The organism is Micromonospora marina (assembly GCF_900091565.1).
In the GTDB taxonomy this organism is placed as follows: domain Bacteria; phylum Actinomycetota; class Actinomycetes; order Mycobacteriales; family Micromonosporaceae; genus Micromonospora; species Micromonospora marina.
The window spans coordinates 1-24,704 of sequence record NZ_FMCV01000029.1 but is presented as its reverse complement, the minus strand read 5'-3'; the positions used below and the strand labels follow the sequence as shown (position 1 = coordinate 24,704).

General features: G+C 73.6%; 20 protein-coding genes and 1 pseudogene. 10 read left to right on the top strand and 11 right to left on the bottom strand.

Annotated elements, in window-relative coordinates:
- Positions 1-60: 60 nt before the first annotated feature.
- The 8 genes from GA0070215_RS25440 (at position 61) to GA0070215_RS25405 (ending at position 8,603) form a co-directional block, all read left to right on the top strand.
- Positions 61-885 (top strand): SAM-dependent methyltransferase, encoded by an 825-nt coding sequence (locus GA0070215_RS25440; RefSeq protein WP_091050726.1) that lies wholly within the window; start codon positions 61-63, stop codon positions 883-885.
- A gap of 33 nt (positions 886-918) precedes the next feature.
- Positions 919-2,151 carry a class I SAM-dependent methyltransferase gene (locus GA0070215_RS25435; protein WP_091050721.1) on the top strand — a complete coding sequence of 411 codons (1,233 nt, stop codon included), beginning with the start codon at positions 919-921 and terminating at the stop codon, positions 2,149-2,151.
- Entirely contained in the window at positions 2,148-2,900 is a 753-nt protein-coding gene (locus GA0070215_RS25430; RefSeq protein WP_244167147.1) for a class I SAM-dependent methyltransferase, read from the top strand. The genes GA0070215_RS25435 and GA0070215_RS25430 overlap by 4 nt, the downstream gene beginning before the upstream one ends.
- On the top strand, positions 2,897-3,880 hold the full coding sequence (locus GA0070215_RS25425; protein ID WP_091050716.1) for an NAD-dependent epimerase/dehydratase family protein: 984 nt from the start codon (positions 2,897-2,899) through the stop codon (positions 3,878-3,880). The genes GA0070215_RS25430 and GA0070215_RS25425 overlap by 4 nt, the downstream gene beginning before the upstream one ends.
- A 107-nt stretch (positions 3,881-3,987) precedes the next feature.
- Positions 3,988-5,103: a nucleotide disphospho-sugar-binding domain-containing protein gene (locus GA0070215_RS25420; RefSeq protein WP_091050712.1), complete on the top strand. Its 1,116-nt coding sequence runs from the start codon at positions 3,988-3,990 to the stop codon at positions 5,101-5,103.
- A gap of 332 nt (positions 5,104-5,435) precedes the next feature.
- Entirely contained in the window at positions 5,436-6,545 is a 1,110-nt protein-coding gene (locus GA0070215_RS25415) for a DegT/DnrJ/EryC1/StrS family aminotransferase (protein WP_091050709.1), read from the top strand.
- A 73-nt stretch (positions 6,546-6,618) separates the two neighbouring features.
- Positions 6,619-7,164, top strand: a complete 546-nt coding sequence (locus GA0070215_RS25410; protein WP_018788293.1) for a pyridoxamine 5'-phosphate oxidase family protein — start codon at positions 6,619-6,621, stop codon at positions 7,162-7,164.
- 95 nt (positions 7,165-7,259) lie between these two features.
- The gene (locus GA0070215_RS25405; protein ID WP_091050704.1) at positions 7,260-8,603 is read left to right on the top strand and encodes a cytochrome P450; all 1,344 of its coding nucleotides are present in this window, start codon (positions 7,260-7,262) and stop codon (positions 8,601-8,603) included.
- A gap of 70 nt (positions 8,604-8,673) precedes the next feature.
- On the opposite strand, the gene GA0070215_RS25400 is transcribed toward GA0070215_RS25405, so the two are convergent.
- The 10 genes from GA0070215_RS25400 to GA0070215_RS25355 are packed head-to-tail and all read right to left on the bottom strand — an operon-like array spanning position 8,674 to position 22,071.
- Positions 8,674-9,216: an EF-hand domain-containing protein gene (locus tag GA0070215_RS25400; protein WP_018788291.1), complete on the bottom strand. Its 543-nt coding sequence runs from the start codon at positions 9,214-9,216 to the stop codon at positions 8,674-8,676.
- Between the two features lie 29 nt (positions 9,217-9,245).
- Positions 9,246-10,106 carry a class I SAM-dependent methyltransferase gene (locus tag GA0070215_RS25395; RefSeq protein WP_026268581.1) on the bottom strand — a complete coding sequence of 287 codons (861 nt, stop codon included), beginning with the start codon at positions 10,104-10,106 and terminating at the stop codon, positions 9,246-9,248.
- Between the two features lie 23 nt (positions 10,107-10,129).
- Positions 10,130-10,816 (bottom strand): copper resistance protein CopC, encoded by a 687-nt coding sequence (locus GA0070215_RS25390; protein ID WP_167361571.1) that lies wholly within the window; start codon positions 10,814-10,816, stop codon positions 10,130-10,132.
- Positions 10,813-11,376 carry a hypothetical protein gene (locus GA0070215_RS25385; protein ID WP_091050696.1) on the bottom strand — a complete coding sequence of 188 codons (564 nt, stop codon included), beginning with the start codon at positions 11,374-11,376 and terminating at the stop codon, positions 10,813-10,815. The genes GA0070215_RS25390 and GA0070215_RS25385 overlap by 4 nt, the downstream gene beginning before the upstream one ends.
- Entirely contained in the window at positions 11,373-11,933 is a 561-nt protein-coding gene (locus GA0070215_RS25380; RefSeq protein ID WP_051090527.1) for a flavin reductase family protein, read from the bottom strand. Before GA0070215_RS25380 ends, GA0070215_RS25385 begins: the two co-directional genes overlap by 4 nt.
- On the bottom strand, positions 11,926-12,375 hold the full coding sequence (locus GA0070215_RS25375) for an acyl-CoA thioesterase (RefSeq protein WP_018788286.1): 450 nt from the start codon (positions 12,373-12,375) through the stop codon (positions 11,926-11,928). Before GA0070215_RS25375 ends, GA0070215_RS25380 begins: the two co-directional genes overlap by 8 nt.
- A 1-nt stretch (position 12,376) precedes the next feature.
- The gene (locus GA0070215_RS25370) at positions 12,377-18,142 is read right to left on the bottom strand and encodes a type I polyketide synthase (protein WP_091050693.1); all 5,766 of its coding nucleotides are present in this window, start codon (positions 18,140-18,142) and stop codon (positions 12,377-12,379) included.
- 32 nt (positions 18,143-18,174) lie between these two features.
- Positions 18,175-19,146 (bottom strand): enediyne biosynthesis protein, encoded by a 972-nt coding sequence (locus GA0070215_RS25365; protein WP_244167146.1) that lies wholly within the window; start codon positions 19,144-19,146, stop codon positions 18,175-18,177.
- Positions 19,143-21,095, bottom strand: coding sequence for a CRTAC1 family protein (locus GA0070215_RS25360; protein ID WP_091050686.1), 1,953 nt, complete (start codon positions 21,093-21,095; stop codon positions 19,143-19,145). The genes GA0070215_RS25365 and GA0070215_RS25360 overlap by 4 nt, the downstream gene beginning before the upstream one ends.
- Positions 21,096-21,099: 4 nt before the next feature.
- Positions 21,100-22,071 (bottom strand): DUF1702 family protein, encoded by a 972-nt coding sequence (locus GA0070215_RS25355; RefSeq protein WP_091050684.1) that lies wholly within the window; start codon positions 22,069-22,071, stop codon positions 21,100-21,102.
- A gap of 412 nt (positions 22,072-22,483) precedes the next feature.
- Between GA0070215_RS25355 and GA0070215_RS25350 the strand changes: the two genes are divergently transcribed.
- Together GA0070215_RS25350 and add are read left to right on the top strand one after the other, a co-directional pair.
- Entirely contained in the window at positions 22,484-23,284 is an 801-nt protein-coding gene (locus GA0070215_RS25350; RefSeq protein WP_244167150.1) for a helix-turn-helix domain-containing protein, read from the top strand.
- A complete protein-coding gene (add, locus tag GA0070215_RS25345; RefSeq protein WP_091050681.1) occupies positions 23,284-24,270 on the top strand; it encodes an adenosine deaminase in 987 nt (328 codons plus the stop codon). The genes GA0070215_RS25350 and add overlap by 1 nt, the downstream gene beginning before the upstream one ends.
- Here add and GA0070215_RS25340 read toward each other — a convergent pair.
- Positions 24,261-24,704: pseudogene (locus GA0070215_RS25340) on the bottom strand (AAA family ATPase); the annotation flags it as partial. The gene add and the pseudogene GA0070215_RS25340 sit on opposite strands and share 10 nt — an antisense overlap.

Sequence of the window (24,704 nt, the reverse complement as noted above, 5' to 3'; positions counted from 1 at the left end):
GTCGGTGTGTAGCTATAGCATTCTCAAGCAGCAGGTTGCCGCCGAGAGTGAGGAGCGGACGTGTCCACACGCGAGCTGACCGAGATCGACGAGGTAGCGGAGATCTACGACGACGGCGCCTGGGCCGTCGAGGTGCTCGGCGGGAACATCCACTTCGGGTGGTGGGAGGGCGACGACGACCGCACCCCCTTTCTGGAGGCCATCAACCGGTTCACCGACATCGTCGGCGACCGGCTCGCGTTGCGCCCCGGCGAGCGGCTGCTCGACGTCGGGTGCGGCGCCGGCGAACCCGCGATCCGGCTCGGCCAGCGCAGCGACGCCGACATCACCGGCATCACCAACAGCAGCGAGCACCTCAAGCGGGCCCGGGAACGGGTCAACGAGTCGGGGTTGCGGGGCCAGGTCCGCTTCGAGTTGGGCGACGCCGCCGCGCTGAGCTACCCGGACGCCTCCTTCGACAAGGTACTCGCCTTCGAGTCCCTGGTGCACGCCCAGGACCGCCGCCAGTGGCTCGCCGAGATCCACCGCGTGCTCCGGCCCGGCGGCCGGCTCGTGCTCACCGACCTCGCCGAGGACGCGCCGCTGACCGAACGGGACCGGCAGATCCTCACCGACTTCACCCTCGCCCCACCCGGCCCGCCGATGGCCGCGTTCGACCTGGTCCGCGACGCCGGCTTCGTGGTGGACGAGTTCCTCAGCTGTGGCGACAAGATCAGCCGCTCGTTTCCCGCGTACCACGAGCGGGTCCGGCAGCGGCGCGACACGCTCGCCGCCGCGCACGGGGCCGAGAAGATCGACGCCTTCCTCGCCGAGATGCCGACCGTGCTCGACGTCCTGCGTACCAAGGTCGGCTGCGTCGTCATCGCCGCGCACCGGCCGCACTGAACCGGCCGCGCCGCACCCGAAGGGATCAGGCAGATGACCGCCCCCGCCGTCAGCGGTTGCCGGATCTGCGGCGGCCCGGTGAGCGAGATGCTCGACCTCGGCCGGCAGCCCCTCTCCGACGCGTTTCCCCGCCCGGCCGACCTGGCCGGCGAGTTCTTCTACCGCCTCGGGCTGGGCCGGTGCGCCGACTGCACGATGGTCCAGCTCGTTCAGGAGGTGCCCCGCGAGCGGATGTTCCACAGCGACTACCCGTACCGCTCGTCGCTGTCGTCGGTGATGCGCGCGCACTTCACCGGCACCGGCCGGGAACTGCTCGCCACCGAGCTGACCCGGCCCGGCGCGTTCTGCGTCGAGCTGGGCTGCAACGACGGGGTGATGCTGCGGACCGTGGCGGCTGCGGGCGTACGCCACCTCGGCTTCGAACCGTCGGCGGAGGTGGCCGAACTCGCCCGGCAGCAGGGCGTACGGGTGCGTACCGACTTCTTCGAGGAGGAGACCGCCGCCGAGGTGCACGCCACCGACGGGCCGGCGGACGTCATCTACGCCGCAAACACGATCTGCCACCTGCCCTACCTGGACTCGGTGCTGCGCGGGGCGCGGTTGCTGCTCGCCCCCGGCGGCGTCCTCGTGTTCGAGGACCCGTACCTCGGCGACATCCTCGCCAGGACCGCCTTCGACCAGATCTACGACGAGCACTTCTACTACTTCACCGCCCACTCGGTGCGGGCCGCCGCAGCCCGCTCCGGGCTGGACCTCGTGGACGTAAGGCGGCTGCCGGTGCACGGGGGCGAGGTGCGCTACACGCTCGCCCACGCCGGGCGGCGTACCCCGTCCCCGGCCGTCGCCGACCTGCTGCGCGAGGAGCGGGATCGCGGGGTGACCGGGGAGGAGGCGCTGCACCGGTTCGCCGCCGACGTCGCGCGGACCCGGACCGAGCTGGTCGCGCTGCTGCGCTCGCTGAGGGAGGAGGGCCGCACGGTCGCCGCCTACGGCGCCACCGCGAAGAGCGCCACAGTCACCAACTACTGCGGGCTCGGGCCGGAGCTGATCTCGTACGTCTGCGACAGCACCCCGGCCAAGCAGGGCCGGCTGACCCCCGGCGCGCACATCCCGGTCCGCCCACCCGCCGCCTTCGCCGACCCGTACCCGGACTACGCGGTGCTCTTCGCCTGGAACCACGCCGACGAGATCGTGGCGAAGGAGACCGGCTTCCGGGCCGCCGGAGGCCGGTGGATCCACTACGTGCCCACCGTTCGCGTCCGGTGACGGCGCCAGTGGCAGACAGCTTCTACCGCGCCGGATACCCCGAGGTCTACGACCTGGTGATGCGGCACCGTGGCCGCGACCACACCGCCGAGGCCGCCACGCTCGCCCGGCTGGTCCGGCGCCGGAACCCGGCCGCCGCCTCGCTGCTCGACGTGGCCTGCGGCACCGGTCTGCACCTGGAACACCTGCGGGCCCACTTCGCCGCGGTGACCGGGGTGGACCTGTCGGTGGAGATGCTCGCCCGTGCCGGCCGCCGGGTGCCCGGCGTGACACTGCACGAGGGCGACATGCGTGAACTGGACCTGGGGGCCGCCTTCGACGTGTTGGTCTGCCTCTTCGCGGTCCCGCACCTGCGCTGCACCGACGAACTGGACCGGACGGTGGCGCGGCTCGCCGCCCATCTGACCCCGGGCGGCGTGCTGCTGGTCGAGCCCTGGTACACGCCGGAGGAGTTCGTTCCCGGCTACATCGCCCGCGACATGGTGCAGGAACAGGACCGGGTGGTGGTCCGGCTGTCCCACTCGACCTGGCTCGACGGCGCGCGTGACCAGATCCGGATGACGGTGCACCAGGCGTACGCCGACCCGGCGGCGGGCATCGGGCACGACACCGCGACGACCGAGCTGACGCTGTTCCGGCCGGAGCACTTCGCCGCCGCGTTCGCCCGGGCCGGGCTCGCCGCCGCGCACGTCGGGGCACCGCCGTTCCGCTGGGGCCTGTGGATCGCCCGTCCGGCCGGTGCGCAGTGACCGGTGACCGGCCGCGTGCGGTAGTGCTGGGCGGCACCGGATTCGTCGGCCGTCACGTCGCGGACGCCTTCGCCGACGCCGGTCACGACGTGCTGACGGTTGCCCGCCGCGCCCCGGCCCTACCGGGCCGGCACCGGTTCACCGCGCTCGACCTGGCCGGCGCCGATCCGGGCACGCTGGCGCGGCTCCTGGACGCCGAGGGCCCGGTCGCCGTGGTCGACGCCACCGGCAGTAGCTGGGGACTCGAGCCGGACCGGATGGCCGAGCGCTGCACCCGGCTCAGCGGGCAGCTGCTCGCCGCGCTGCGCCGCGCCTCCTGGCGCCCACGGCTGATCCACCTGGGCTCGGTGCTCGAGTACGGCCCACAGTCGCCGGGCGGACCGGGCCCCGCGCCCGAGCCGGACACCGCGTACGGCCGGGCCAAGCTCGCCGCGACCCGCGCTGTGCTGGCGGCGGCCGACGCCGGTGACGTCGACGCGGTGGTGCTGCGCCTGGTGAACGCGCTCGGCCCCGGGCTGCCCGCGACCAGCCTGCTGGGCCGCGTGGCCGCCGCGCTGGCACCGGCCGCACGGGCCGGCGTCCCCGGGCGCGTCACGCTCGCGCCGCTCGTGGCCCGGCGCGACGTGGTCGACGTCCGGGACGCCGCCGGGGCGGTGCTGGCCGCCGCCGCCCGGCCGGTGACCGGCCGGGTGCTCGACATCGGCCGGGGCGAGGCGGTGCCGGTGCGGTCGCTGGTGCGGCTCCTGGTGGAGGTCAGCGGCGTGCCGGCGACAGTGGACGAGCGGACCGGTCCGGACGACTGGCGGGCTGCCGTCAGGTGGTCGTGCGTCGACCCGGCGCCCGCCGCCACCGCGCTCGGCTGGTGGCCACGCCGCGACCTGCGGCGGGCGGTCACCGACTTCTGGCACGACGAGCTGCGCCGGGTAGCCGGGCGTGCGGAGCCGATGTCGGCGGGGGAACCGCGGCAGCGGGCGCCGTAGCGCCGCCGCCGGTCCGGGCGACGAATCGACAGGTGGCGCGACCGGTGCCACCGGCTTGGCGGGACGGCGTCGGCCGTTCCGCCTCGGCGACAGGGAGGGCAGGAGTCATGCGCGTACTGTTCATGCCGGGTCCGGCCATCGGCCACGCGTTTCCCCTGGTACCGCTCGGGTGGGCGTTCCGCGCGGCCGGGCACGAGGTCGTCTTCGTCACCGCCGGTGACGCGCTTGCGGTCGCCCGGGCCGGGCTCTCGGTCCTGGACGCCGTGCCCGGACGGACCACCTCGGACATGCAGGCACAGTTCATCAGGGACGTGCCACGCCTCTTCGAGCCCATCGGCACCGATCCGATCGGCGAGATGGAGGAGCGCAAGCCGTACATCGTCTCGGCCTGGGACCCGTTCGTGGACGCCCACGTCGCGCTCGGCGAGTGGGTCCAGCCGGATCTGGTGGTGTACGACCCGATCTTCGCGGTCGGCCCGGTCGTCTCCGCGAAGCTCAAGGTGCCGGCGGTGGCGCACAGCCTCGGGCTGGCCCGGTTCACCCCCGACCTTCTGCGCGAGCTGCCCGGAGCGGTGGCGATGCGCCGGCACGGGGTGGCGTTGCCCGAGGGCATCCCGACCGTGGACATCGCCCCGCCCAGCCTGGTCGAGGGCGGGCCGGCCGACATCTCCATGCGCTACGTGCCGTACAACGGGGGCGGGGTCCTGCCCGACTGGCTCCGGGAGCCGGTCACCCGGCCTCGGATCGCTGTCACCTTCGGCACCCTCGGCGGGCCGGAACGGTTCGCCGCCGGTATCGAGCGGGTGCTCACCGCCGCGTCCGAGATCGACGCCGAGTTCGTGCTGGCGATCGGGGAGTCCGCGGCGCCGGCCGACCTGCCGCCGAACGTGCGTACCACCGGCTGGGTGCCGCTGAACCAGTTGCTTGGCGGCTGCGTCGCCGCGATCCACCACGGCGGTGACGGCACGACCCTCACCTGCGCCTCGCTCGGCGTCCGCCAGATGGTGCTGCCCGGAGCGCCGGACGAGCTGGTCACCGGGGAACTACTGCGCACCCGGGGGCTGGCGCACGTGCTGGACGCGATGGATGAGCTTGACGTCGCCGCTGTCGGCCGGCTGCTCACCGACGCGGAGCTGGGCCGCGTGGCCGCTGAGGTACGGGCCGAGATCGCCGCGCTGCCGTCACCGGCCGAGGTGGTGTCTCGGCTGGCCGCGCCGGCGTGACACCGGCTGCGGGCGGCTCGTGGCAGCCCGCCGCCCGCCGCCGGTCGTCGGGCTCCCGCCGTCGGCCGCGCTGGTCGGGGTGTAGTGCGTCGGCGCCTGTGCCGCGTTCGCCCGGCATCGTGGTCGGCGGCGCCACGGCCGCCGCGATTCCGTCCGATCGGGCCGGTGGGCCGGTGGGCCGGTGGGCCGGCGGGCCGGTGGGCCGGGGCCGCAGGTACCACTTTTGGTTGACGAACATATAGCTAGCCGGTGGGCCGCCGCCTAGGATGCGAGGTGGTGATGCCGGGGTGAGGCACCGCGGCGACGACGCGCTCCCAGGGAGGTCCGCCGCCATGACCGTCGGAGTCTGGAACTACCTGGCCGAGTACGCCAGCGAGCGCGAGGACGTCCTCGGCGCCGTGGATCAGGTCTTCTCCTCCGGCCGGCTGGTGCTCGGGGAGAGCGTGCGCGGCTTCGAGCGGGAGTTCGCCGCCTACCACGGCGTACCGCACTGCGTCTCCGTGGCGAACGGCACCGACGCCATCTCGCTCGCCCTCTGGGCGCTGGGCGTACGCCCCGGCGACGAGGTGGTCACCGTCGCCAACACCGCCGCGCCGACAGTGCTCGCCATCGACGCCGTGGGTGCCGTGCCGGTCTTCGTGGACGTGGACGAGGCGACCTGTCTCATGCGCGTCGACCAGGTCGCCGATGCGATCACGGCGCGTACCCGGGTGCTGCTCCCGGTTCACCTCTACGGGCAGTGCGTCGAGATGGCGTCACTGCGGGCGCTCGCCGCCGAGCACGGCCTCGCGGTGCTGGAGGACTGCGCCCAGGCCCACGGCGCGCGCCACCACGGCCGCGTGGCCGGGTCACTCGGTGACGCCGCCGCCTTCTCGTTCTACCCGACGAAGGTGCTCGGCGCGTACGGCGACGGCGGCGCGACGATCACCGCCGACCCGGAGGTGGAGCGGCGCCTGCGCCGGCTGCGGTTCTACGGAATGGAGGACCGCTACTACGTGGTCGAGACGCCCGGGCGCAACAGCCGCCTGGACGAGGTGCAGGCGGAGATCCTGCGCCGCAAGCTGAGCCGGCTGGACCGCTACGTCGCCGCCCGCCGCGAGATCGCCCGCCGCTACGACGAGGGGCTGGCGGGCACCGGGCTGGCCCTGCCGGTCACCGCGCCCGGCAACGAGCACGTCTACTACCTCTACGTGGTGCGGCACCCGCGGCGCGACGAACTCCTGGAGGGGTTGCGTCCGCACGGCATCGAGCTGAACGTCAGCTACCGCTGGCCGGTGCACACCATGCGCGGCTTCGCCCACCTCGGCTACTCGGACGGGTCGCTCCCGGTCACCGAGCGGCTGGCGGGGGAGATCTTCTCGCTGCCCATGTATCCGTCCCTGGATCCGGACACCCAGGCCCGGGTGATCGACGCGCTGCGCAAGGTCCTGCTGGCCGGGTGAGGTTCGGAGCCCGGGACCGCAAGAATTGAGAATCATATAGCAAACCCCGGTCGTGCGGATCTACCATCGTCGAATGGAGCCTTCCACGTTCAGCACCCCGGTCGGAGACTTCGCCGACCTCCGTGACGACTTCCTACGGCTCACCACCGAGATCGGCTGGTGCACCGTCGCCACAGTGGACGGGCGGGGCCGGCCGCGCAGCCGCATCATGCACGTCTCCTGGGAGGTCGGCGATGTCGGCCCGACCGGCTGGGCCAGCACCTCCCGCACCCCGGTCAAGACCGCCCACCTCAACCGCAATCCGTACGTCTCGTGCAGTTACTGGACGCCCGCGCACGACGCCGTGTTCGTCGACTGCCGCGCCACCTGGCTGGAGCCGGGTGACACCAAGCGTCACGTCTGGGACCTGGTCGCCACCGAGGCGACCCGACGCGGCTTCGACCCGTACGCGGTCTGGCCCGACGGCCCTACCGACGGTGGCTTCGAGGTGCTCCAGTTCGACCCCTGGCGCGTCCAGATCACCCTTCAGGACCTGGCCAACGGGCAGACCATCGGATCGTCGCGGGTCTGGCACGCCGCCGGGCGGTCCGCGCCCACCGGCGCGCTGCTCACCGGCTGATCCCGTCCCGGGCCGCGGTCCTACCCGCCGGCGCGGCCGGCCCGTCCCCCGCCGACGCGGCGCGCCGCGCCGGCCCGACACCGAGGGAACGCACCATGACCAGCACCCTGCGCACACCCGCGTCGGCGCCCGGCCGCCTGCCAGTCGTCGGGCACGGCCTGCAGATGAAGCGACGGCCCGCCGAGTTCCTGCTCGAACTCCAGTCCGGCGAGCCGGTCGTCACCATCGCGCTCGGCAAACGCCCGGCGTACGTGGTGAACGATCCGACACTGATTCGCGAGCTGCTCCGCGACGGCGACACCTTCGTCCGAGGCGGGCCGATGACCGACCGCTTCCGGTCCATGTTCGGCAACGGCCTCGGCATCTCCGAGGGCGAGTTCCACCGCCGCCAGCGGGCGCTGATCCAGCCCGCCTTCCACCGCAACAAGGTCATCCACTACACCGAGCTGATGAGCCGGACGGTCGCCGCCAAGCTCGACTCCTGGCGGGACGGCCGGCTCATCGCGGTCGAGAAGGAGATGGACGAGCTGGCCCTCACGAACGTCGTGGAGGTCGTCTTCGCCGGCGACCGCAGCCTCGACCGCACCCGGTTCATGGCCGCGACCACCACCGTCCTGGGCGGGCTGTTCCGCCGGATCACCGACGTGACAGGCGTGCTGACCCGCCTGCCCACCCAGGCCAACCGCGACTACGACGCCGCAGCCGAGTACCTGCGGACCACCATCCGCCGGGTCATCGCCGAGTACCGCGCGGCCGGCACCGACCACGGCGACCTGCTGTCGATGATGCTCTTCGCCCGCGACGACGACGGCCGGCCCGCGATGAGCGACGAGCAGGTCCACGACGAGGTGATGACGTTCTTCATCGCCGGCAGCAACACCATCGCCAACACGCTCTGCTGGGCGCTGCACCACGTCGGCGCGGACCCCGAGGTACGCCGTCGGCTGCACGCCGAGGTGGACCGGGTGCTCGACGGACGCGCCGCCGGCTACACCGACGTGGCGGCGCTGGGGTACACCCGCCAGATCCTCTCCGAGACACTGCGGCTGCGTACCCAGGGCCTGTTCAACAACCGGGTGACCGCCCGCGACGCCGAGCTGGGCGGCTACCTGATCCCGGCCGGCTCGGACGTGCTCTACAGCTTCCACGCCGTGCACCACAACCCGGGCATCTACCCGGAGCCCGGGCGGTTCGACCCGGACCGGTGGCTACCGGAGCGGGCACGGGCCCTGCCGCGCGGCGCCTTCATGCCGTTCGCCACCGGCGTGCACGGCTGCATCGGCGACCAGTTCGCCTGGACCGAGATGATCGTCTCGCTGGCCAGCATCGCCGCCCGCTGGCACCTGGAGCCGGTGCCGGGTCACGAGCCGAAGCCCGTACCGGCCATGACCATGCCCGTCGACGCGCTGCCGATGACCGCGCGCCGCCGTTCCCGCTGACCGGTGGACGCCCGGCCACCGGCCCGCTTGGGCGGGTGGCCGGGCGTCGACGGGTACGGGGACCGGACGCTCAGAGCTCCCCGGCGATCACGTTGCCCGGCGCGTCCGGGTCGGCGCTGAGATAGAACTCGTGCGCCGCCCGGCCGTACTCCTCGCTGGTGAGGTAGCCGTCCCGGTCGGTGTCGAGCCGGTCGAAGATCCGCTGGGTCTCCTCCGACCGCATGCCGCTCTTGCTCTGCGCCGCGAACATCTCCGCGTGGTTGATGCGCCCGTCCCGGTCGGCGTCTGCCACGTCGAAGACGGCCAGGCTGAACGGCACCGCCGCGTTCGTCACGAACTCCGGGAACTCCGGCTTGTCGGCCCAGGCCACCCACTCGGCGACTGTCACCCGCTTCTCGCCGTCCGGCCCGTCGCTGCCGCGCATCCCGCGCCACATCCGGGCCGCCGCGCCGTGGATGCGCCGCCAACCCGGCGAGTACGGCTCCACCCCGTACGTGTCGCACCAGATCTGGGCCATCGCGGTGATGTCCAGCCCGTCGACGACGCCGTCCCCGTCGGCGTCGTACGAGGCGAACACCTTCTCCAGCTTGCGGCGTTGCAGTTCGGTGGTCATCTCGATCCTCTCGTGGCGATGGATGGGGGTCAGGCCGGGGCGGTCGCCCGGACGGTGAGCGCGGTCGAGGTCAGGTCGACCAGGCCGTCCGGGTCGGCGCGTCCCCCGGCGGCGGCGGCCACCTCCGCCCAGAGCGCGTCCCGCCCGGCCGCGTCGAGCGCCTCTACCCGGCGGCGGACAGGTGGTGGCGCCACCGCCCGGGTGAACCGCGCGTACTCGGCCGGGTCACGGAACCGGAACGGGACCGGGTACTCGTCGACAGTCACGTCCCGCAGGCCGGCGCCCGTCAGTCCGGCGGCCAGCGCCTCCGGGTCGCAGAGGCGGTACGGTCCGGGGACATCCGGTGGCCCGGACGGCAGGTCCAGCCGTCGCGCGAGCACGCCGTACCCGAGCGACATCAGCGGCACCCGCGGCGGCGGTGCCCACACCGCCGCGGCGAGCACGCCGCCCGGCACGAGCATCCGGGCGATCCGGCCGAACGCGGCGCCGGGGTCGACGGCGAACATCAGGCCGAGCCGGCTGAGCACCACGTCGAAGGCGCGTGGCGGCAGCTCCACCGTCTCGAGATCAGCGACGAGGAAGTTGACGTTGCGCCGCCCCGCGGCCCGGCGGCGGGCCACCGCGAGCATGGCAGGGGAGAGGTCGACACCGGTGACGGTGCCGTTCGGACCGACGACGTCGGCGGCGCTGAGCGCCGGTTCTCCCGGCCCGGTCGCGACGTCCAGGACGCGGTGACCCGGCCGTACGCCACCCAGCTCCAGTAGCCGCGCGGTGAGTGCGGCGCCGCCCCGCTCGAACGTCTCCCACTCGCGGGTCCAGCCGTCGCTGACGGCGTCCCAGGTCCGCCGCTGTTCGGCCTTCACGGCAGTGGCATCTGTCGGTACGGACATCGCTCCTCCTGTGGTCCGTCAGGTCACCGACCCGATCGGGCCGGCTCGTGGTCGGCGGACCGCTCGTCGGCGTCCTGGGGTTCCCGCAGCACCCAGGCCCGCCGTCGCCGGCCCGGCCCGGCCCCGTCCGGCGACCCGGCCGGGCGGTCACGCCGCCCGCGTGCCATCAGCAGCAGCAGGATCGCGCCGGTCGCCACCGGCAGCAGCAGCAGGACCAGCCCGGCCGCTCCGCCCGTACCCCCATGGTGGCCGCCCCCGGCAGACCCCTCCGGCGGCGCGGTGACCGGCGGCGAGACGGTCCGGGCCGCCTGCGACGGCGCGACGAGCCCGGCGGCGACGGTGAACGGGACCACGCCGGTGGCGGTCTGCCCGGTGGCGAGCCGGGCGTGGTAGCCGAGTCGGTAGCGCCCGTCGCCCACCACGGTCACCGGCAGCTCGACGTCGGTCCCGCTGAACCGCGGCGCGCCGGTCGCGGCGAACGCCGCGCCCGGGCCGACCAGCCAGACGTGCGTCTGCCCGCCGTCGAGCGGGCCGGTGAACGTCAACGTCGCAGCCGTCGGCGCCGTGGTCAGCCGGGCGCCGGCCGGCGGGTCGGTGGTCACCAACCGCGCCGGTCGCACCTGAGCCGCCAGGATCAGTCCGGCGATGCCGAGCGCGAGGAGCGTGAGCAGTCCCGCCGCCAGCCACCTCGGCCCCGGCCCGCGTTTCACCGGACCTCGGCCGCCCGGCGGCAACTGCACCGCATCCGGGCCAGTTCGTCGGCGAGCGGCGTGCGGTGCAGGTACATCGCCACCATCATCGGCAGGAACACCACGGCGTTGTAGAACAGGTGCAGCTCCACCCGGGGCGTCACCAGTTGTAGCAGGCTCGTCGGCACCGGCTGCCCGGCCAGGTTGCTGCCGGTGAGCGACTGCACCAGCAGCAGCAGGTGCTCCAGGTGGTGCCACACCTGGATCAGCAGCGCCGCCGTCCACCAGGTCCGGGCACGGCCGACGAAGCCGCCGCGCAGCAGCCAGAAGCCGGCGAGCATGACGAGCGCGTACCCGTAGTGCAGCCACTCGCTCTCGACCAGCCACGGGAACGGCATGCCGAGCACGCCGCGCGCCTGCGGCCGGGACCAGCCGAACACCCAGATCTGGGCGGCCTGCACCAGGTGTTCGGCCCAGTGGGCGGTGACGACGACAAGAAAGATGTGCAGGGCCGCCCGGTGCCGGCTGCCGTTGAGATCGAGCTTCGGCCCGCCGGCGTCGCGCTTCTCCGACAGGGTCACTGCGCCTCCTTCAGGAGCTGTTGGATGTGCCGGCGGCCGGCGGCCGGGTGGGGGTCCCCGGACCTGTCGAACCGGCCCCGCCGGAAGATCAAAGCGTCGCGGTCGGCGCCCGTGCGCGCGGCCACCAGACGGCCCACCACGATCACGTGGTCGCCGCCGTCGTGGCAGCGCCACGGTCGGCACTCCAGCCAGGCCAGCGCGCCGTGCAGCAGCGGCGCGCCGGTCCGCTCGCCGGGCGACCAGCCGACGGTGGCGAACTGTGCGTGTCCGGGCCGCCGGTGCCGGTCGGTGAAGTGCCGGGCCAGGTGCTCCTGCCCGGCGGCCAGCACGGAGACGCCGAACCCGTCCGCATCGGCCAGGCAGGCGGACATCAGGCTGTCCCGGCTCACGCACAGCAGCACCAGCGGCGGGTCCAGCGAGACCGAGGTGAACGAGTTCGCCGTCATGCCGTGCGGCAGCGCGCCACCCACCGTCAGCACCGTCACGCCGGTGACGAACTCGCCGAGCACCGTACGCAGCGCCCCGGCGGCCGGCGCGTCCACTGCGCGCTCAGGCACGACCGGACACCCCCTCGGCCGCCCGGTACGGCGCCAGCGCCCGCACCAGCGGCGGCGGCACGCGGGTCGGCACCACCTGCCCGGCGACCTCCCGCATGCAGGCGATCCGCTGATGCCCCCGGGCCACCGGCACCAGTCCGCCGGGGCCGTCGCGCAGATAGTCGAAGGCCAGGCCGAGCTGCGTCTGGGTCAGCTCGGCCAGGCTCATCCGGATGCGCAGCTCGTCGAAGGCGTCGAGTTCGGCGAGGAACTCGCAGTCCACCCGCAGCGTGAACAGCTTCAGCCCGGCGCGCAGGTCGTCGACCACCGCCGGGGCATGCTCGTGCAGGAACATCTCCCGGCAGCGGCCCTGCCAGCGCAGATAGTTGACGTAGTAGACGTTGCCGACGAGGTTCGTCTCCTCGAAGCCGACCACGTGGCGGTACTCGTACCAGGAGGACACGTCACACCCCCGTCGCGGTGAGGACGGCGACGACCACCGGCTGCGGCTCGCCGGTGACGCGGACCGGGCCGGTGGCCACAGTGACCCGGCCGCTGCGCAACAGCACCCACTCGCCGTCGACGCCGGCCACCGTGAGCGGGGCGTCCACCGGCAGCCCCGCCTTGACCAGGCACTCCTTGGCGCACCACACCCGGGTGGCGGCGACGTCGGCGTCCTCGCCACGGTCGGCGGCGATCTGCCCGGCCAGCCCGGCGTGCCGGCCGAGCAGGTCGGTCCAGACCTCGGCGGGCCGGGGCCGGACCACCTCCAGATCGCAGGCGAGCGGCCCGGCACCGGCCACCAGCAGGCTGGCGGCACCGCTGTGGGCGGCCGAGACGTGCCGGCCGTTGACGTCCTCCGGCCGTCCGTCCGGCCGGTACCGCAGACGCACCGGCCGCCCCACGGCCCGCCCGACGGCCACTGCCGTGACCTCCCGGCGCGGTCCGTCCGTCCGGTCCGGACGCGGTTCCACCACCACCGCAAGGTCGGCGCCGAGCAGCTGGCCCAGCCGCCGCTCCAGCACCGGCCCGAGCAGCGCGGGCGGCCACGGCAGGGCGGCCGGTCGGTGGCGTACCGCGCGCAGCCGCAGGCCGAGCCAGCGTTCCACCACCACCCCGGCCGCGCCGAGGACGGTCACGTCGTACCGGTAGGTGTCGTCCCGGTGCTCCCGCTCCACCGCCACGAAACGGATCTGTTCGGTGGCGGCGAGCTTCGGCCCGGCCGGCTCCACCCGGTCCACCGACACGGGCAGCAGCGTCGAGTCCGGTACGCAGACCTGGATGCCGTGCAGGAAGGCGTCCCGCGCGCCCGCGTCGCCGAGCAGCAGCCGTTGCGGCAGGAACGCGTGGAACCAGCGCAAATCCTCGGTGGTGGCGACGTCCGCCTCGGCCCGTCGGGATGCGACCCGGTGGTAGCGCACCAGCCGGCGGAACCGGTCGCCCTGGAAGAGCAGGTCGCCGTAGAGGTCCCGGCCCGGCTCCAGCGGTACCGGCGGCAGCCCGCCGGTCACACCGGGCGCCTCCCGGTCGCCCTCGTCCGGCTCGAAGCGGACGGTGCCCCGGAAGTGGTCGGCCGCGAAGCCCGTCTCGTCGCTGCGGATCGCCACCTCCACCACGCCCGCTTCGGCCTGTACGGCGGCGATCCGGACGGTGACGCGCCCGCCGCGTGCCACCACCACGGGCCGGGGGAAGCTGACGCCGGTCAGCACCGGCACACCGGTGGCGCCGCTGAGCGCCGTGGCGACCTGCGCCATCGCCTCCATGCCGAGTACCGCGGGCAGCAGGAGGTTACCGTCGAGGTCGTGCTCGGTCAGGTACGGATCGCTCTCTGCCGAGAGGTCCGCCTCGACCACCAGCTCCACCCCGTCGTACTGCACCAGCGGGCGTTCCAGGAAGCGCAGCAGCGGCAGCTCCCGCCGCTCGTGGCGCAGCGTGTCCAGCCCTTCGGTCCGGCCGGTGACCACCACCGCGGCAGGCAGTCGGGACAGCGCGAGTACCTGTCGCAGCGCCCGTACGCCCTCGTCCGGCGGGATCGGGGTGATCCCGGCGCGCAGCAGGGACTCGACGGCGGAGAGCCGTTCACCCATGCCGACGCCGGACCAGACCGACCACTCCAGACACACCGCGCGGCATCCGGGGTACCGGCGGCCGGTCTCGGCGGTCAGCCGGGCCAGCCAGTCGTTGGCCAGCGCGTAGTGGGCCTCGCCGGGCAGGCCGCCGCGCCCGATCACGCTGCCGAACGTCACCAGCAGTCGCAGCCCGTCCGCCTCGACGGCGGCGAGGATGTTCGCCAGGCCGTCCACCTTCGGTCCGAGCGTGGCGCGCAGCGTGTCCGGGTCCAGTGCGGCGAGGGCTGCGGGCCGGTTGACCCCGGCGCCGTGCAGCACACCGGCGACCGGACCCAGGTGCTCCCGCACCTGCGCCACGGCGGCGCGTACCGCCTCCGGGTCGGTGACGTCGGCGCGGACGTACCGCAGACGCACCCCCGCCTCCCGCATCCGTGCCAGGTTGGCGGCCAGCTCCGGGTCTCCGGCCGGGTCCGCCCGTCCGAGCAGCGCCAGCCGGGCACCGGTGTCCCGGGCCAGCGCGAGGGCGCACTCGGCGGTGATGCCCTTCCCGCCGCCGGTCACCAGCAGCACGTCGTCCGGTCGCAGCTGCGGACCGGCCGGTCCGCCGTGTACCGGGCCGGGCGGTGGCAGCGGCCGGAGCAGGGGAACACGTCGCGTGCCGTCCGCGTCGTGGTGCGACTCGGCGTACCCGTCGGTGGCGGCCACCTCGCGTACCACCCGTTGCACCAGGTCGTCGAAGGGTGCCGCCTCGACCAGCGTCACGTGCAGGTTCGTGCCCTCAAGCCGGGCGGTACGGGCCAGCCCGGAGACGCCCCGGCCGTGCTGGACGACCACCAGGCGGTTGCCCGGCCGCTGGGCCACCGCCGCCTGGACGGCGCGCAGCGCGAGGTCGACGTCCACCTCTTCGTCCTCGTCCGGGCAGAGCAACACCCCGGCGCCGACGCCCGCACCGGCGAGCGCGTCGCGCAGCGCCTCCGCGTACGGGTGACCGGCCGGCGCGTACAGACGCCAGTCACCCGGTCCGGCGGGGCCGGCGGGGATCCGCTCCACCGGCTCCTCGACCAGCTCGATGGTGAAGCCGCGCACCCACGGGGCGACGCCGTCCACCCGCCGGTCGACGGCCGGGGTGGCCGGATCCAGTTCCCGCAGCGCGTCGGCGATCTCGCGCAGTGTGGCGGTGGCGAAGTTCGTCGGGGCCTGCACCGCCGGCAGGCCGAGTTCCCGGGCCGCCTCGTTGACCAACTGTCCCACCGCGATCGAGCTGAGGTGCAGGCCGTCGAGGAGCCGGATGTCCGCGCCGACGCTCTCGGCCGGCAGCTCCGCGCGGGAAGCGGCCAGCCGGCGCAGCACGGCCAGCGGATCGGCTGCCGGCTGCCGTTCACTGCCGGTGGCGGGTCGTCCGGCGTCAGCCGGCCGGGCCGCGACGGCCGGGGACGCCGCGTCGACGACGACCGGAGGGGCCGCCTCGCACGGGCTGGCGAAGAAGCGCTGCCGGGCGGTCAGGTCGAGTGGACGGACCGGGCGGTCGCTGACGAGCGTGCCGTGGTCGACGGGCGCGCCCAGCGCCCACAGTGCGCCGACGGTACCGAGGAACCCGGCGAGCGTCGGCGCGTCGGTGCCGGTGGCGAACACCGGCACGTCCACCAGGTCCCGGGCCATCCGCGCGAGCACCTGGCCTGGGCCCACCTCGACCAGCGCGTCCACCCGCTTGCCGGCCTCGGTGACCGCCTCGGCGAAGCGCACCGGCTCGGTGATCTGCCGTCGCAGCAACGCCATCAGGTCCGTGCCGGAGCTCAGCTCCGCGCCGGTGACGGTGGAGACCACCGGCCGACGCGGCGGGGCGAGCCGGACCCCTTCCAGCCAGTCGCCGAACTCGCGCGCCGCCGAGGCCATCAGGGGGGAGTGGAACGCGTGCGAGACGGCCAGGTCCGCCCAGTGCACACCGGCCTCGGTGGCCCGCTCGCACACCCGTCGCACCGCGTCGGACGGACCGGCGACCACTGTCTGCCGTGGCCCGTTGTAGCCGGCCACCACCACCGGCTCCGCGCCGATCAACCGGGCGGTAGCGGTGTCGTCGGCGGCCAGGCCGGCCATCGTGCCCGGTTCCCGGCAGCCGGCCATGACCGCGCCGCGGGCCGCGGCGATCCGCAGCACCGCCTCCGCGTCGACGGTGCCGGCCCAGTGCAGCGCGGTGATCTCGCCGAGGCTGTGCCCGACCGCCACCCGCGCCTCGACGCCGAGTTCGGTGAGCACCCGCAGGCCGGCCAGGGAATCCGCCGCGATGCGCGGCTGAGCCACCTCGGTGGCCACCGGGTCCGCGCCGGCCGGCAGCGCCGCCCGGCGGTGCACCTCGGCGGCGGCCGGGAAGCGCCGGGCCAGCGCGCCGCCGTCGACGCGCCGGCCGGAGCCCTGGCCGGGAAAGAGGAACCCGAGCCGGGCCGGCCGTAGCGTGCGCCGCAGCGCCAGCCCGTCGGCGAACAGTTCCTCCTCGCCCCGGTCGAGCGCCGCCAGGGCGCGCCCGAACCGGTCGGCCGCCTCGGCGGGGGAGGCGGCAACCACCGCCAGCCGCATCGGCCGATCGCGTACCTCACCGGCCAGCGCGCCGGCCAGGTCGGTCAGCTCGCCGTACGACAGCCGGGCCAGCGGGGGCAGCAGCGTGGCCACCCGTTCCCGCAGCGCGGCCGGATCGGCCGCGTCGAGCAGCAGCAGCTCGGCGTCCTGGGCGTGCCGGGCGAGCCGGAGCTGCTGTCGCCGGATGCGCTCCGGCACGGCGGACGGGCCGGCCTCCAGTACCAGGTGGGTGTTGATTCCGCCGAAGCCCATCGCGATGACCCCGGCGCGCAGCGGCGCCCCGTCCGGCCAGGGCTCGGCCACCGGCGCGGCGCGCAGCGTCCGGTCGGCGGCGGTCAGCTCCGGGCGCGGGCGGGTGCAATTGGCTGTGGGCGGGACGATCGCGTGCCGCAGCGCCATCGTCGCCTTGATCAGCCCGGCCACCCCGGCGGCGGCCTTCGTGTGCCCGATGAGCGCCTTGATCGAGCCGATGGCGGCCGGATCGGTGGCCCCGGCGTCGCGCCGGGCGGCGGAGAGCGCGCGCAGCTCGGTGGCGTCGCCGACCGCCGTGCCGGTGCCGTGCCCCTCGAAGAGCGGCACCGTGCCGATGCCGAAACCGGCCCGCTGGTACGCCCGGTCCAGCGCCAGCCGGTAGCCCTGCGCCTCCGGCCGGGTCATCCCGCCGCGCCCGTCGGAGGAGACACCCCAGCCGGCGATCGACGCGTACACGGTGCGCCCCTGCGCCACCGCGTCGTCGTGGCGCATCAGCACGACCATGCCGCAGCCCTCACCCGGCCAGAAGCCCTGCGACCGTTCGTCGTAGACGCGCATCTCATCGCGGGCCAGCGCGCCGGCCTTGGCGAAGCCGACCATCTCGAACGGGTCGATGGACAGGTCCACCCCGCCCGCGACGGCCACGTCGATCTCGCCGACGGCCAGGGCGCGTGCGGCGGTGACCACCGACAGCAGGCTGGAGGCGCAGGCCGCGTCCACGGTCCAGCCGCCGCCGCCGAGGTCGAAGTGGTTGCAGATCCGCCCGCCGATGGTGTTGGACAGACCACCGGCGAGTGTGTCCTCGTCGATCGGCGGGAAGGGGCTCTTGTACCGCTCCTCGGTCACCGCGAGGAACTCCGCGATCCGCTCGTCCGACCATCCCTGTTCGCGCAGCCCGGCTGCCAGCACCCGGCGTACGTACGGCCAGCGCAGCCGCAGCACGTTGGCGCGGGAGAACTCGCCGGTGAGGGTGTTGCCGACCACGACAGCGGTGCGTTCCCGGGGCAGTCCGGCGCCGTCCGGCCAGCCGGCGTCGGCGAGCGCCTCGCCGGCCACGTCCAGCGCCAGCCAGTGGGTGAGGTCGGTGGAGCGGTAGGTGCTGCCGGCGATCCGGTGGCGGATCCGGTCGAACGTGTACCCCTCGATGACCGCCGCGTTCCGGTTGTAGAACCGGTCCGGTGCGGCCGGGTCGGCGTCCCAGTAGTCCTCCAGGCTCATCCGCTCCGGCGGCAGCCGGCGGAACGCCCGCCGCCCACTCAGGACGTTGCGCCACAGGTCGGCCACCGAATCGGCTTCCGGGTAGCGGCAGCTCATGCCGACGACCGCGATTCTGCTCATGTCGTGACTCCTGAGGTTGTGCGATTCGCGGATCAGGCGGGCACGGGCCGCTTGGTGTTGTCCGCGGAGACGGGACCGGTAGTGGCCGGTGTCCCGGGCGTTGCGGGCGAGACGGGGTGGTCCTGTTCGCGGCGCCGCTGCTCGCGGCGCGAGGCGTGCAGCGACCAGAGGAAGAGGCCGCGGACCAGGCAGACGATCGCGGTGGCGAAGAAGAGCCCGTACGTCACCGAGGCGCCGGTCAGCACGCCGTACACGAGCGCCACCCCGCCGCCGAACGCGAACTGGGCGGCGGGCCGGCTCGGCGTCGTACCCGGGTCCGTGATCATGTAGTTGGTGAAGAGGACGAACGCGGTACCGGTCATGGTGGCCAGCGCGGCCGGGATCGACGTGTCCAGGATCAGGCCCCGGACCACCGACTGCACCACGAAGATCGACAGCCAGCCGGCGATCAGCCACATCCGGCGGGTCAGCTTGGCGTTGAGCATCGTGCCCAGCACGAGGATCACCGCCACGATCGCCCAGTCGGCGGGGCCGGAGAGATTCTCGGTGAAGTGGTACGGGGGCGCGATGGAGACCCACGGGAACAGCAGCAGCACGATCGCGATGCCGAAGTTCGACGGGTTCATGAAGTGCCGCAGCCGCCCGTCGACCGGCGCCCGCAGCAGCCACTTGCCGCTGATCGCCACCAGCACACCGAATAGCATCACCAGCAGCCGGTCGTTCGTGTAGAGCAGCATGTTCACCGCAAGCGCGGTTATGTGCGCCGGGAAGAGGAACTCGACCAGGTTGCGGACGCCGCCCGCGTACCGGGGGGCGCGGCCCTCGCCCCGCGCGCCCACCGCCTCCAGCAGCAGCTCCGCGGCGTACGCGGTAAGCACGGCGTACACCGGCCAGAGCGCGGGCTGTTCGAAGCCGAGGACCGTGTAACCGAGGATGTTGAGGACGGTGATCGAGATCGCGAAGCGGCGCAGCGCTGTCACTCGCGGGTCGCGTGGCTTCGTCATGAACTCGCCTCCTGTGCCTGGGTGCCGAGGGTGAGCGCGTGCCGGCCGGGCGTGAGCGTCAGCGTCTGCGTACGGGGAGCGCCGGTGCGGTCCCGCCAGGCCAGGTCGACCTGGACCGGCCCGGTGACGTCACCGAGGCCGACGTGCACCTCGAAGCTGCGCCGGCCGGAGTGGCCGCTGCCGCCGTCGACGCGGCCGCGCAGCACGCGACCGTCCGGGGTGCGGACGGTGACGTCGGCGCCGATGACGGGGGAGCCGGTGGCGGCGTCACCGGCCGGTGGCCGGTTCAGCTTCAGGGAGAGCTGCGAGCCGGTGCCGGGGCTGTCGTTGCGGTAGAACACCGGCGCGTCCCACTGCCGGGCCACCGCCATGTCCAGCCGGCCGTCGCCGTCGGCGTCGCCGAGCGCGATGCCCCGGGTCGGGATCGGCGCGGCCAGGCCGAGCCGGTCGGCGATGTCGGCGTACCCGCCGTCGAGCCTCTGGACGTGCAGGCGCAGCGGCTGGCCACCGGCGATGTCGTCGCCCGCGCGGACCCGTGGCCACCACGAGGTGTGCTCCAGCAGCGTGTCGTTCGCGGTGGCCAGCTCCTGGAGCTGCGCCCACCGGTTCACCTCGCCCTTGACGAAACCGCTGGTCTGCACGATGTCGGGCCGGCCGCGGTTGGTCAGGTCGGCGATCTTGACGTCCCAGCTCCAGCCGCTCCAGGCGAGGTTCAGCGGGACGCTGCGGTCGACGAACGGAGCCCGGCCGGCGGCGAGCCGCTGCCGCAGGTCGTCGGCGTCGCGCGCCTGGTTGATGAAGGCGAAGTTGCTCTCCTGGATCCCGAACGAGGTGGTGATGTTGCCGACGTACATGTCGTAGAGGCCGTCGCCATCCAGGTCGCCGACGTCGACGCCCATGCCCTTGAAGGAGTCGTGGCCGAGGATCTTCGACTTGGGCACCGTGAGCCGGCTGCTCTCGCCCTCGGCGAGGGCCAGCCGCACCCGGCCCGGCGTGGAGCGGTTGTGCAGCAGCCGGTCGGGGCCGAAGTCGTTCGCGACGTACAGCTCGGGCAGCAGATCGCCGTCGAGGTCGGTGGCGCTCGACGCGAGCGCCCAGCCTCGGGAGACGTCGTCGCCGAAGAGATCCGGCACGTCGGCGAAGGTGACACTGTCGGCGGTCGCGCCGGTCCAGCGCAGGATGTGGTCGCGCCCGCCGTTGTACGCGGCGGACATGGACCTGTTCATCGCCACGCCGCCGCTGACGGTGTGGTCGAGCACCGGGCCGTCGGGGAAGTAGTTGCCGACGAACACGTCCTCGTGGCCGTCGCCGTCGAAGTCCGCAACGCTCACCGTGTTGGTGTTCCACCGCGGCCCGGTGTAGCCGCCGTCCGCGGCCGGGGGCCGGTCAACCAGCTCGACCGGCCGGAACGCCGCCGCGGACAGACCGGCGGCGTCCGGGCGGGCCAGGAACGTCACCGGCGTCCGGCCCCACCAGTAGACGAGCAGGTCGGTGCGGCCGTCCTCGTTGAAGTCGCCGGGTGCGCAGCCCATCGGCGCCATGTGCGGGCCCATCGGCAGCGGCGCCGGGTCGAGCACGAACGGCTGATACCGCTCCTGGCGCTCCCCGGGCGTGGGGGTGACCACCACCCGGTCGATCCGTACGTCGGTGACGCAGAGGTCGTTCGCCAGGCCGTCGCCGTCGATGTCGTTCATGGCTACCCCGGCGCCCACCGAGGAGATCCACGCGTCGATGTGCGTGTACTCCTTGTTGACCCGGCGGATGCTCTGCTGCGGCAGGCCGCCCGGGATCGCGATGGACAGCGGCGTGAACCGGTAGCCCTCGGCCATGCGCCGCCGTTCGTCGTCGGTGGCAGTAGCCGGCTCGGAGATCAGGAACAGGCCGACGATCAGCAGCAGGGCGGTCAGCCCGGCGCAGTGACGTCGGCCCCAACCAAGGATCATGGACACCCGGTCAGCACCTCCCCAGCAGGACGAGATGGTCGGCGATCCGCTGACGCCACACCGCGAAGGCGGGCCGCGAGGCCGAATCGGTCAGGTCGGCGAGCGCCGCGTCGGTGATCGAGGCGGCCTGCTCGACGTTTGTGACGCAGAACGCCCCGACCGCGACAGCGGTGTGCGTCGGGACGTGCCCGGCGCGGATCCGGGCCTTGGCCGCGAACGCGCCGCCTTGGCCGAGCGCCGGACGGTGCTCGCCGGCAGCCTCGCGGAGCATTCTCAGCTCGCCCAGCTCGGCGCCACCGGCGTAGCTGGCGGCCAGGCCGACCCCACTCCACAGGTCGGGGTGCCGGTCGGCGGAGAAGCGGTGGAGCAGGCGGACCAGTTCGGCCGGGTCGGCGCCGGCGACGAACCACAGCGCCCGGCCGATGCCCTGGTCCACCGCGCGCGGGGCGTAGTGCCGCAGCTCCGCCGGCCAGATGTGCGCCGGGTCGCGGTGGCGTTCGTGGACGTACCGGCCGGTGTGGAAGTAGGCCTGGTGGAAGCCGTAGCCGTCGAGGGCGAGCCAGCGCAACAGCGGGTCGGGCGGAAGGACCGCCGGCCAGCGCCAGCGGGGCAGCCGGGCCATGGCCCACCCGGTGCCGACGTGCGCCATGTAGGCGTGCGCGTCGCCGCGTCCGGCCAGGAATCGTGCCAGACTCCGGCCGCCGCCGGGGCGCAGGCTGTCCATCAGGGCGTACGCCATCGCGGCGCCCTCGTAGGCGAAACCGCGCAGCGGTGCCGGGCGTCGTTCCAGCAGTTCCTCGGCGGCCCGGGGCGAAGGTGCCCCGGCGGCGTCGCCGAAACCGCCTATGAAACTCAGCCCGGCACTTTCCAGGGCCTGCCGCGCGGCGTCGCTCTTGACGTGGAAGCCGCGTACGTCAAACAACGCCTCGCGCTTATCCGGAGTCAGGATGCGTTGTCGCAGTGCCAACAAGATTCGGGCCATGGCAAGTCCAATTCGCCGTGGGTGTACGCATGCGGATGCCGCTCGCCTGCAGCGAAGCTCTTCGATTGGCGTGCGCGCTCCGGCCAATACTTGCGGAAGCCTCGGCCACTGTCTTCTCGCAGGTTGCTGTGTTGCCTCCGGCGGGTGCCGAGGGCTGGTCCGCCGGGCCGGAGAAGCCGGTCGCGCGCAGGCCGGGCAGCGGCTTCCGGACCGGCTCGACCAGGAGGGACGGACGGCTGTCACGTGCGCCGGAGCTGCCGGTGCGCAGCCAATCAAGACTCGTTCAAGAGCTGCACAGCACCATTGGCCACGGTTTCCACGTAGCGATGGAGGGGCCATGGGGCTGTTTTCCGGTGCCGACTGCAAGGATCACGGCGGTCGGCTGGCCGCCATTGTCCGGGTGATCGAGCACATGAAAAGAGAACTCAGCAGGCCGTTGCCGCTGGAGACTTTGGCGCGCCTGGCCCCGTTCAGCCCCTTCTATTTTCATCGCGTGTTCAAGCAGGCCACCTCGATGACACCGGCACGTTTCCTGGCAGCCCTGCGCATGGCCGAGGCGCGACGGTTGCTACTGGTTTCCTCGCTCACCGTCACGGCGATCAGTGCCCAGGTCGGGTACTCCAGCGTCGGCACGTTCACGACCCAGTTCCGGCGCTGGGTGAGCCTACCGCCGGAGCGGTTCCGCCAGCTCGCCCGCCAGTTGGCAGGCGTGTCGGTGTCGGCCCTACTGCCGGTGATCAGGGGTCGCGCGATCGTCGCCGGCCAGGCGCACCGGGCGCTGGTGCACCTCGACACGGTTGACCTGCCGGGTCTGCTGCTCGCCGCGGTGGCGCCCCGCAACGGCGGGCGCAACGAGTGGTGGACGGCCGCGCCGCGGCCACTACCCGCCGCGCTGCCCGCCACCGTGCCGCCGGGCGAGCACCGCGCCCGCGTCCTGCTGTTGCGGCCGGACCGGGACGCCACCGCAGCGCTCGTCGACGGCGCGCCGGACAGTTTCCTGGTCGGTGACATGGAGCTGCAAGTACCGGCCGGTGACCAGCACGCCCGGCCCACGGCGCTGGCCACGCTCACGGTGCCGGTACGGCAGGTGCGGATCACCGATCCGCCGCTGCTCTCGGCCACGCCGCTGCGCTGGCTGCTGGGCGTGTCGCAGGCCGGCTGGCGGGGGCGGGCGCCGGTGGCGGACGAGCGGCACCCGCTGCGAGCCGCCTGATGGCGGCGTGGGTCGAGCCGTCCCCGAAGATCGAACTGCACGTCCACTTCGAGGGGACGGTACGGCCGGAGACACTGCTGGTCATCGCCCGGCGCAACGGCGAGCGGCTGCCCGCGGAGACGGTCGAGGGGCTGCGTCCGCTCTACGAGTTCACCGACTTCGCGCACTTCGTCCGGACGTGGGTGCTCACCACCAACTGCCTGCGTACCGCCGACGACTTCCGGCGCGTCGTGGTGGAGTACGCCGCCGAGGCCGCCGCCCACGGCGCGGTCTACCTGGAGGGCATCTTCTCGCCGGCCGAGCGGGTGCGCCGGGGCGTCGGCTGGACGGCCGTCTTCGAGGGGTACGCCGATGGCGCGGCCGAGGCGTACGAGCGGCATGGCGTACGTGTGCTGTTGACTCCCGACGTGGATCGCGAGCTGTCGCCGGCCGACGCCGAGGAGTGCGCCCGCCAGGCCGTGCGTTACCGGGACCGGGGCGTGGTCGGGTTCGGGCTGGGCGGGCCGGAGCTGGCCGCACCGGCGAAGGTGTTCGCCAGGGCCGTGGCGATCGCCCGCGACGGTGGCCTGGCGTTCGTCCCGCACGGTGGCGAGGCGGGCGGTCCCGACTCGGTGCGTGACCTGCTGGAACTGGCCCCGGCGCGGATCCGGCACGGTGTCCGGGCCGCCGAGGACGACGGTCTGCTCGCCGAACTGCGGGACCGGCGTGTGGTGCTGGACGTGTGCCCCACGTCGAACCTGCGGACCCGGGTGGTGGGGTCCGAGGCGGCGCATCCGCTACCCCGTCTGGTCGCCGCCGGTCTGCTCTGTACCGTCGGCACCGACGACCCGGCGATGTTCGGCACCGACCTGGCTCGTGAGCACGAGCTGGCGGCGCGTCTCGGGCTCGGGCCCGAGCGGGCGTACGCCGCCGGGGTGACCGGGGCGCTCTGCGACGACGCGACGCGTGCTCATCTGGCGGAGGTGGGCCGGCGGGCCTACGGCTGACCCGTCGGCATCGGCTTGCCGGCCCGGAAGACGAGCTTGGACTTGTCGATGTTTTCCGGGTCGCCCTCGCAGTCCACCACCACGATCTGGCCCGGGGTCAGTTCGTTGAAGAGGATCCGCTCGGACAGGTTGTCCTCGATGTCGCGCTGGATCGTGCGGCGTAGCGGCCGTGCGCCCAGTACCGGGTCGAAGCCCTTCTTCGCCAGGTACTTCTTGGCGTTGTCGGTCAGCTCCAGACCCATGTCCTTGTTGCGTAGCTGCGTCTCGATCCGCTGGATCATGATGTCCACGATCGAGAGGATCTCGTTCTCGCGCAGCTGGTGGAAGACGATGGTGTCGTCGATGCGGTTGAGGAACTCGGGCCGGAAGTGCTGCTTGAGTTCGTCGTTGACCTTCTGCTTCATCCGGTCGTAGTTCGACTCGGAGTCCTCAGA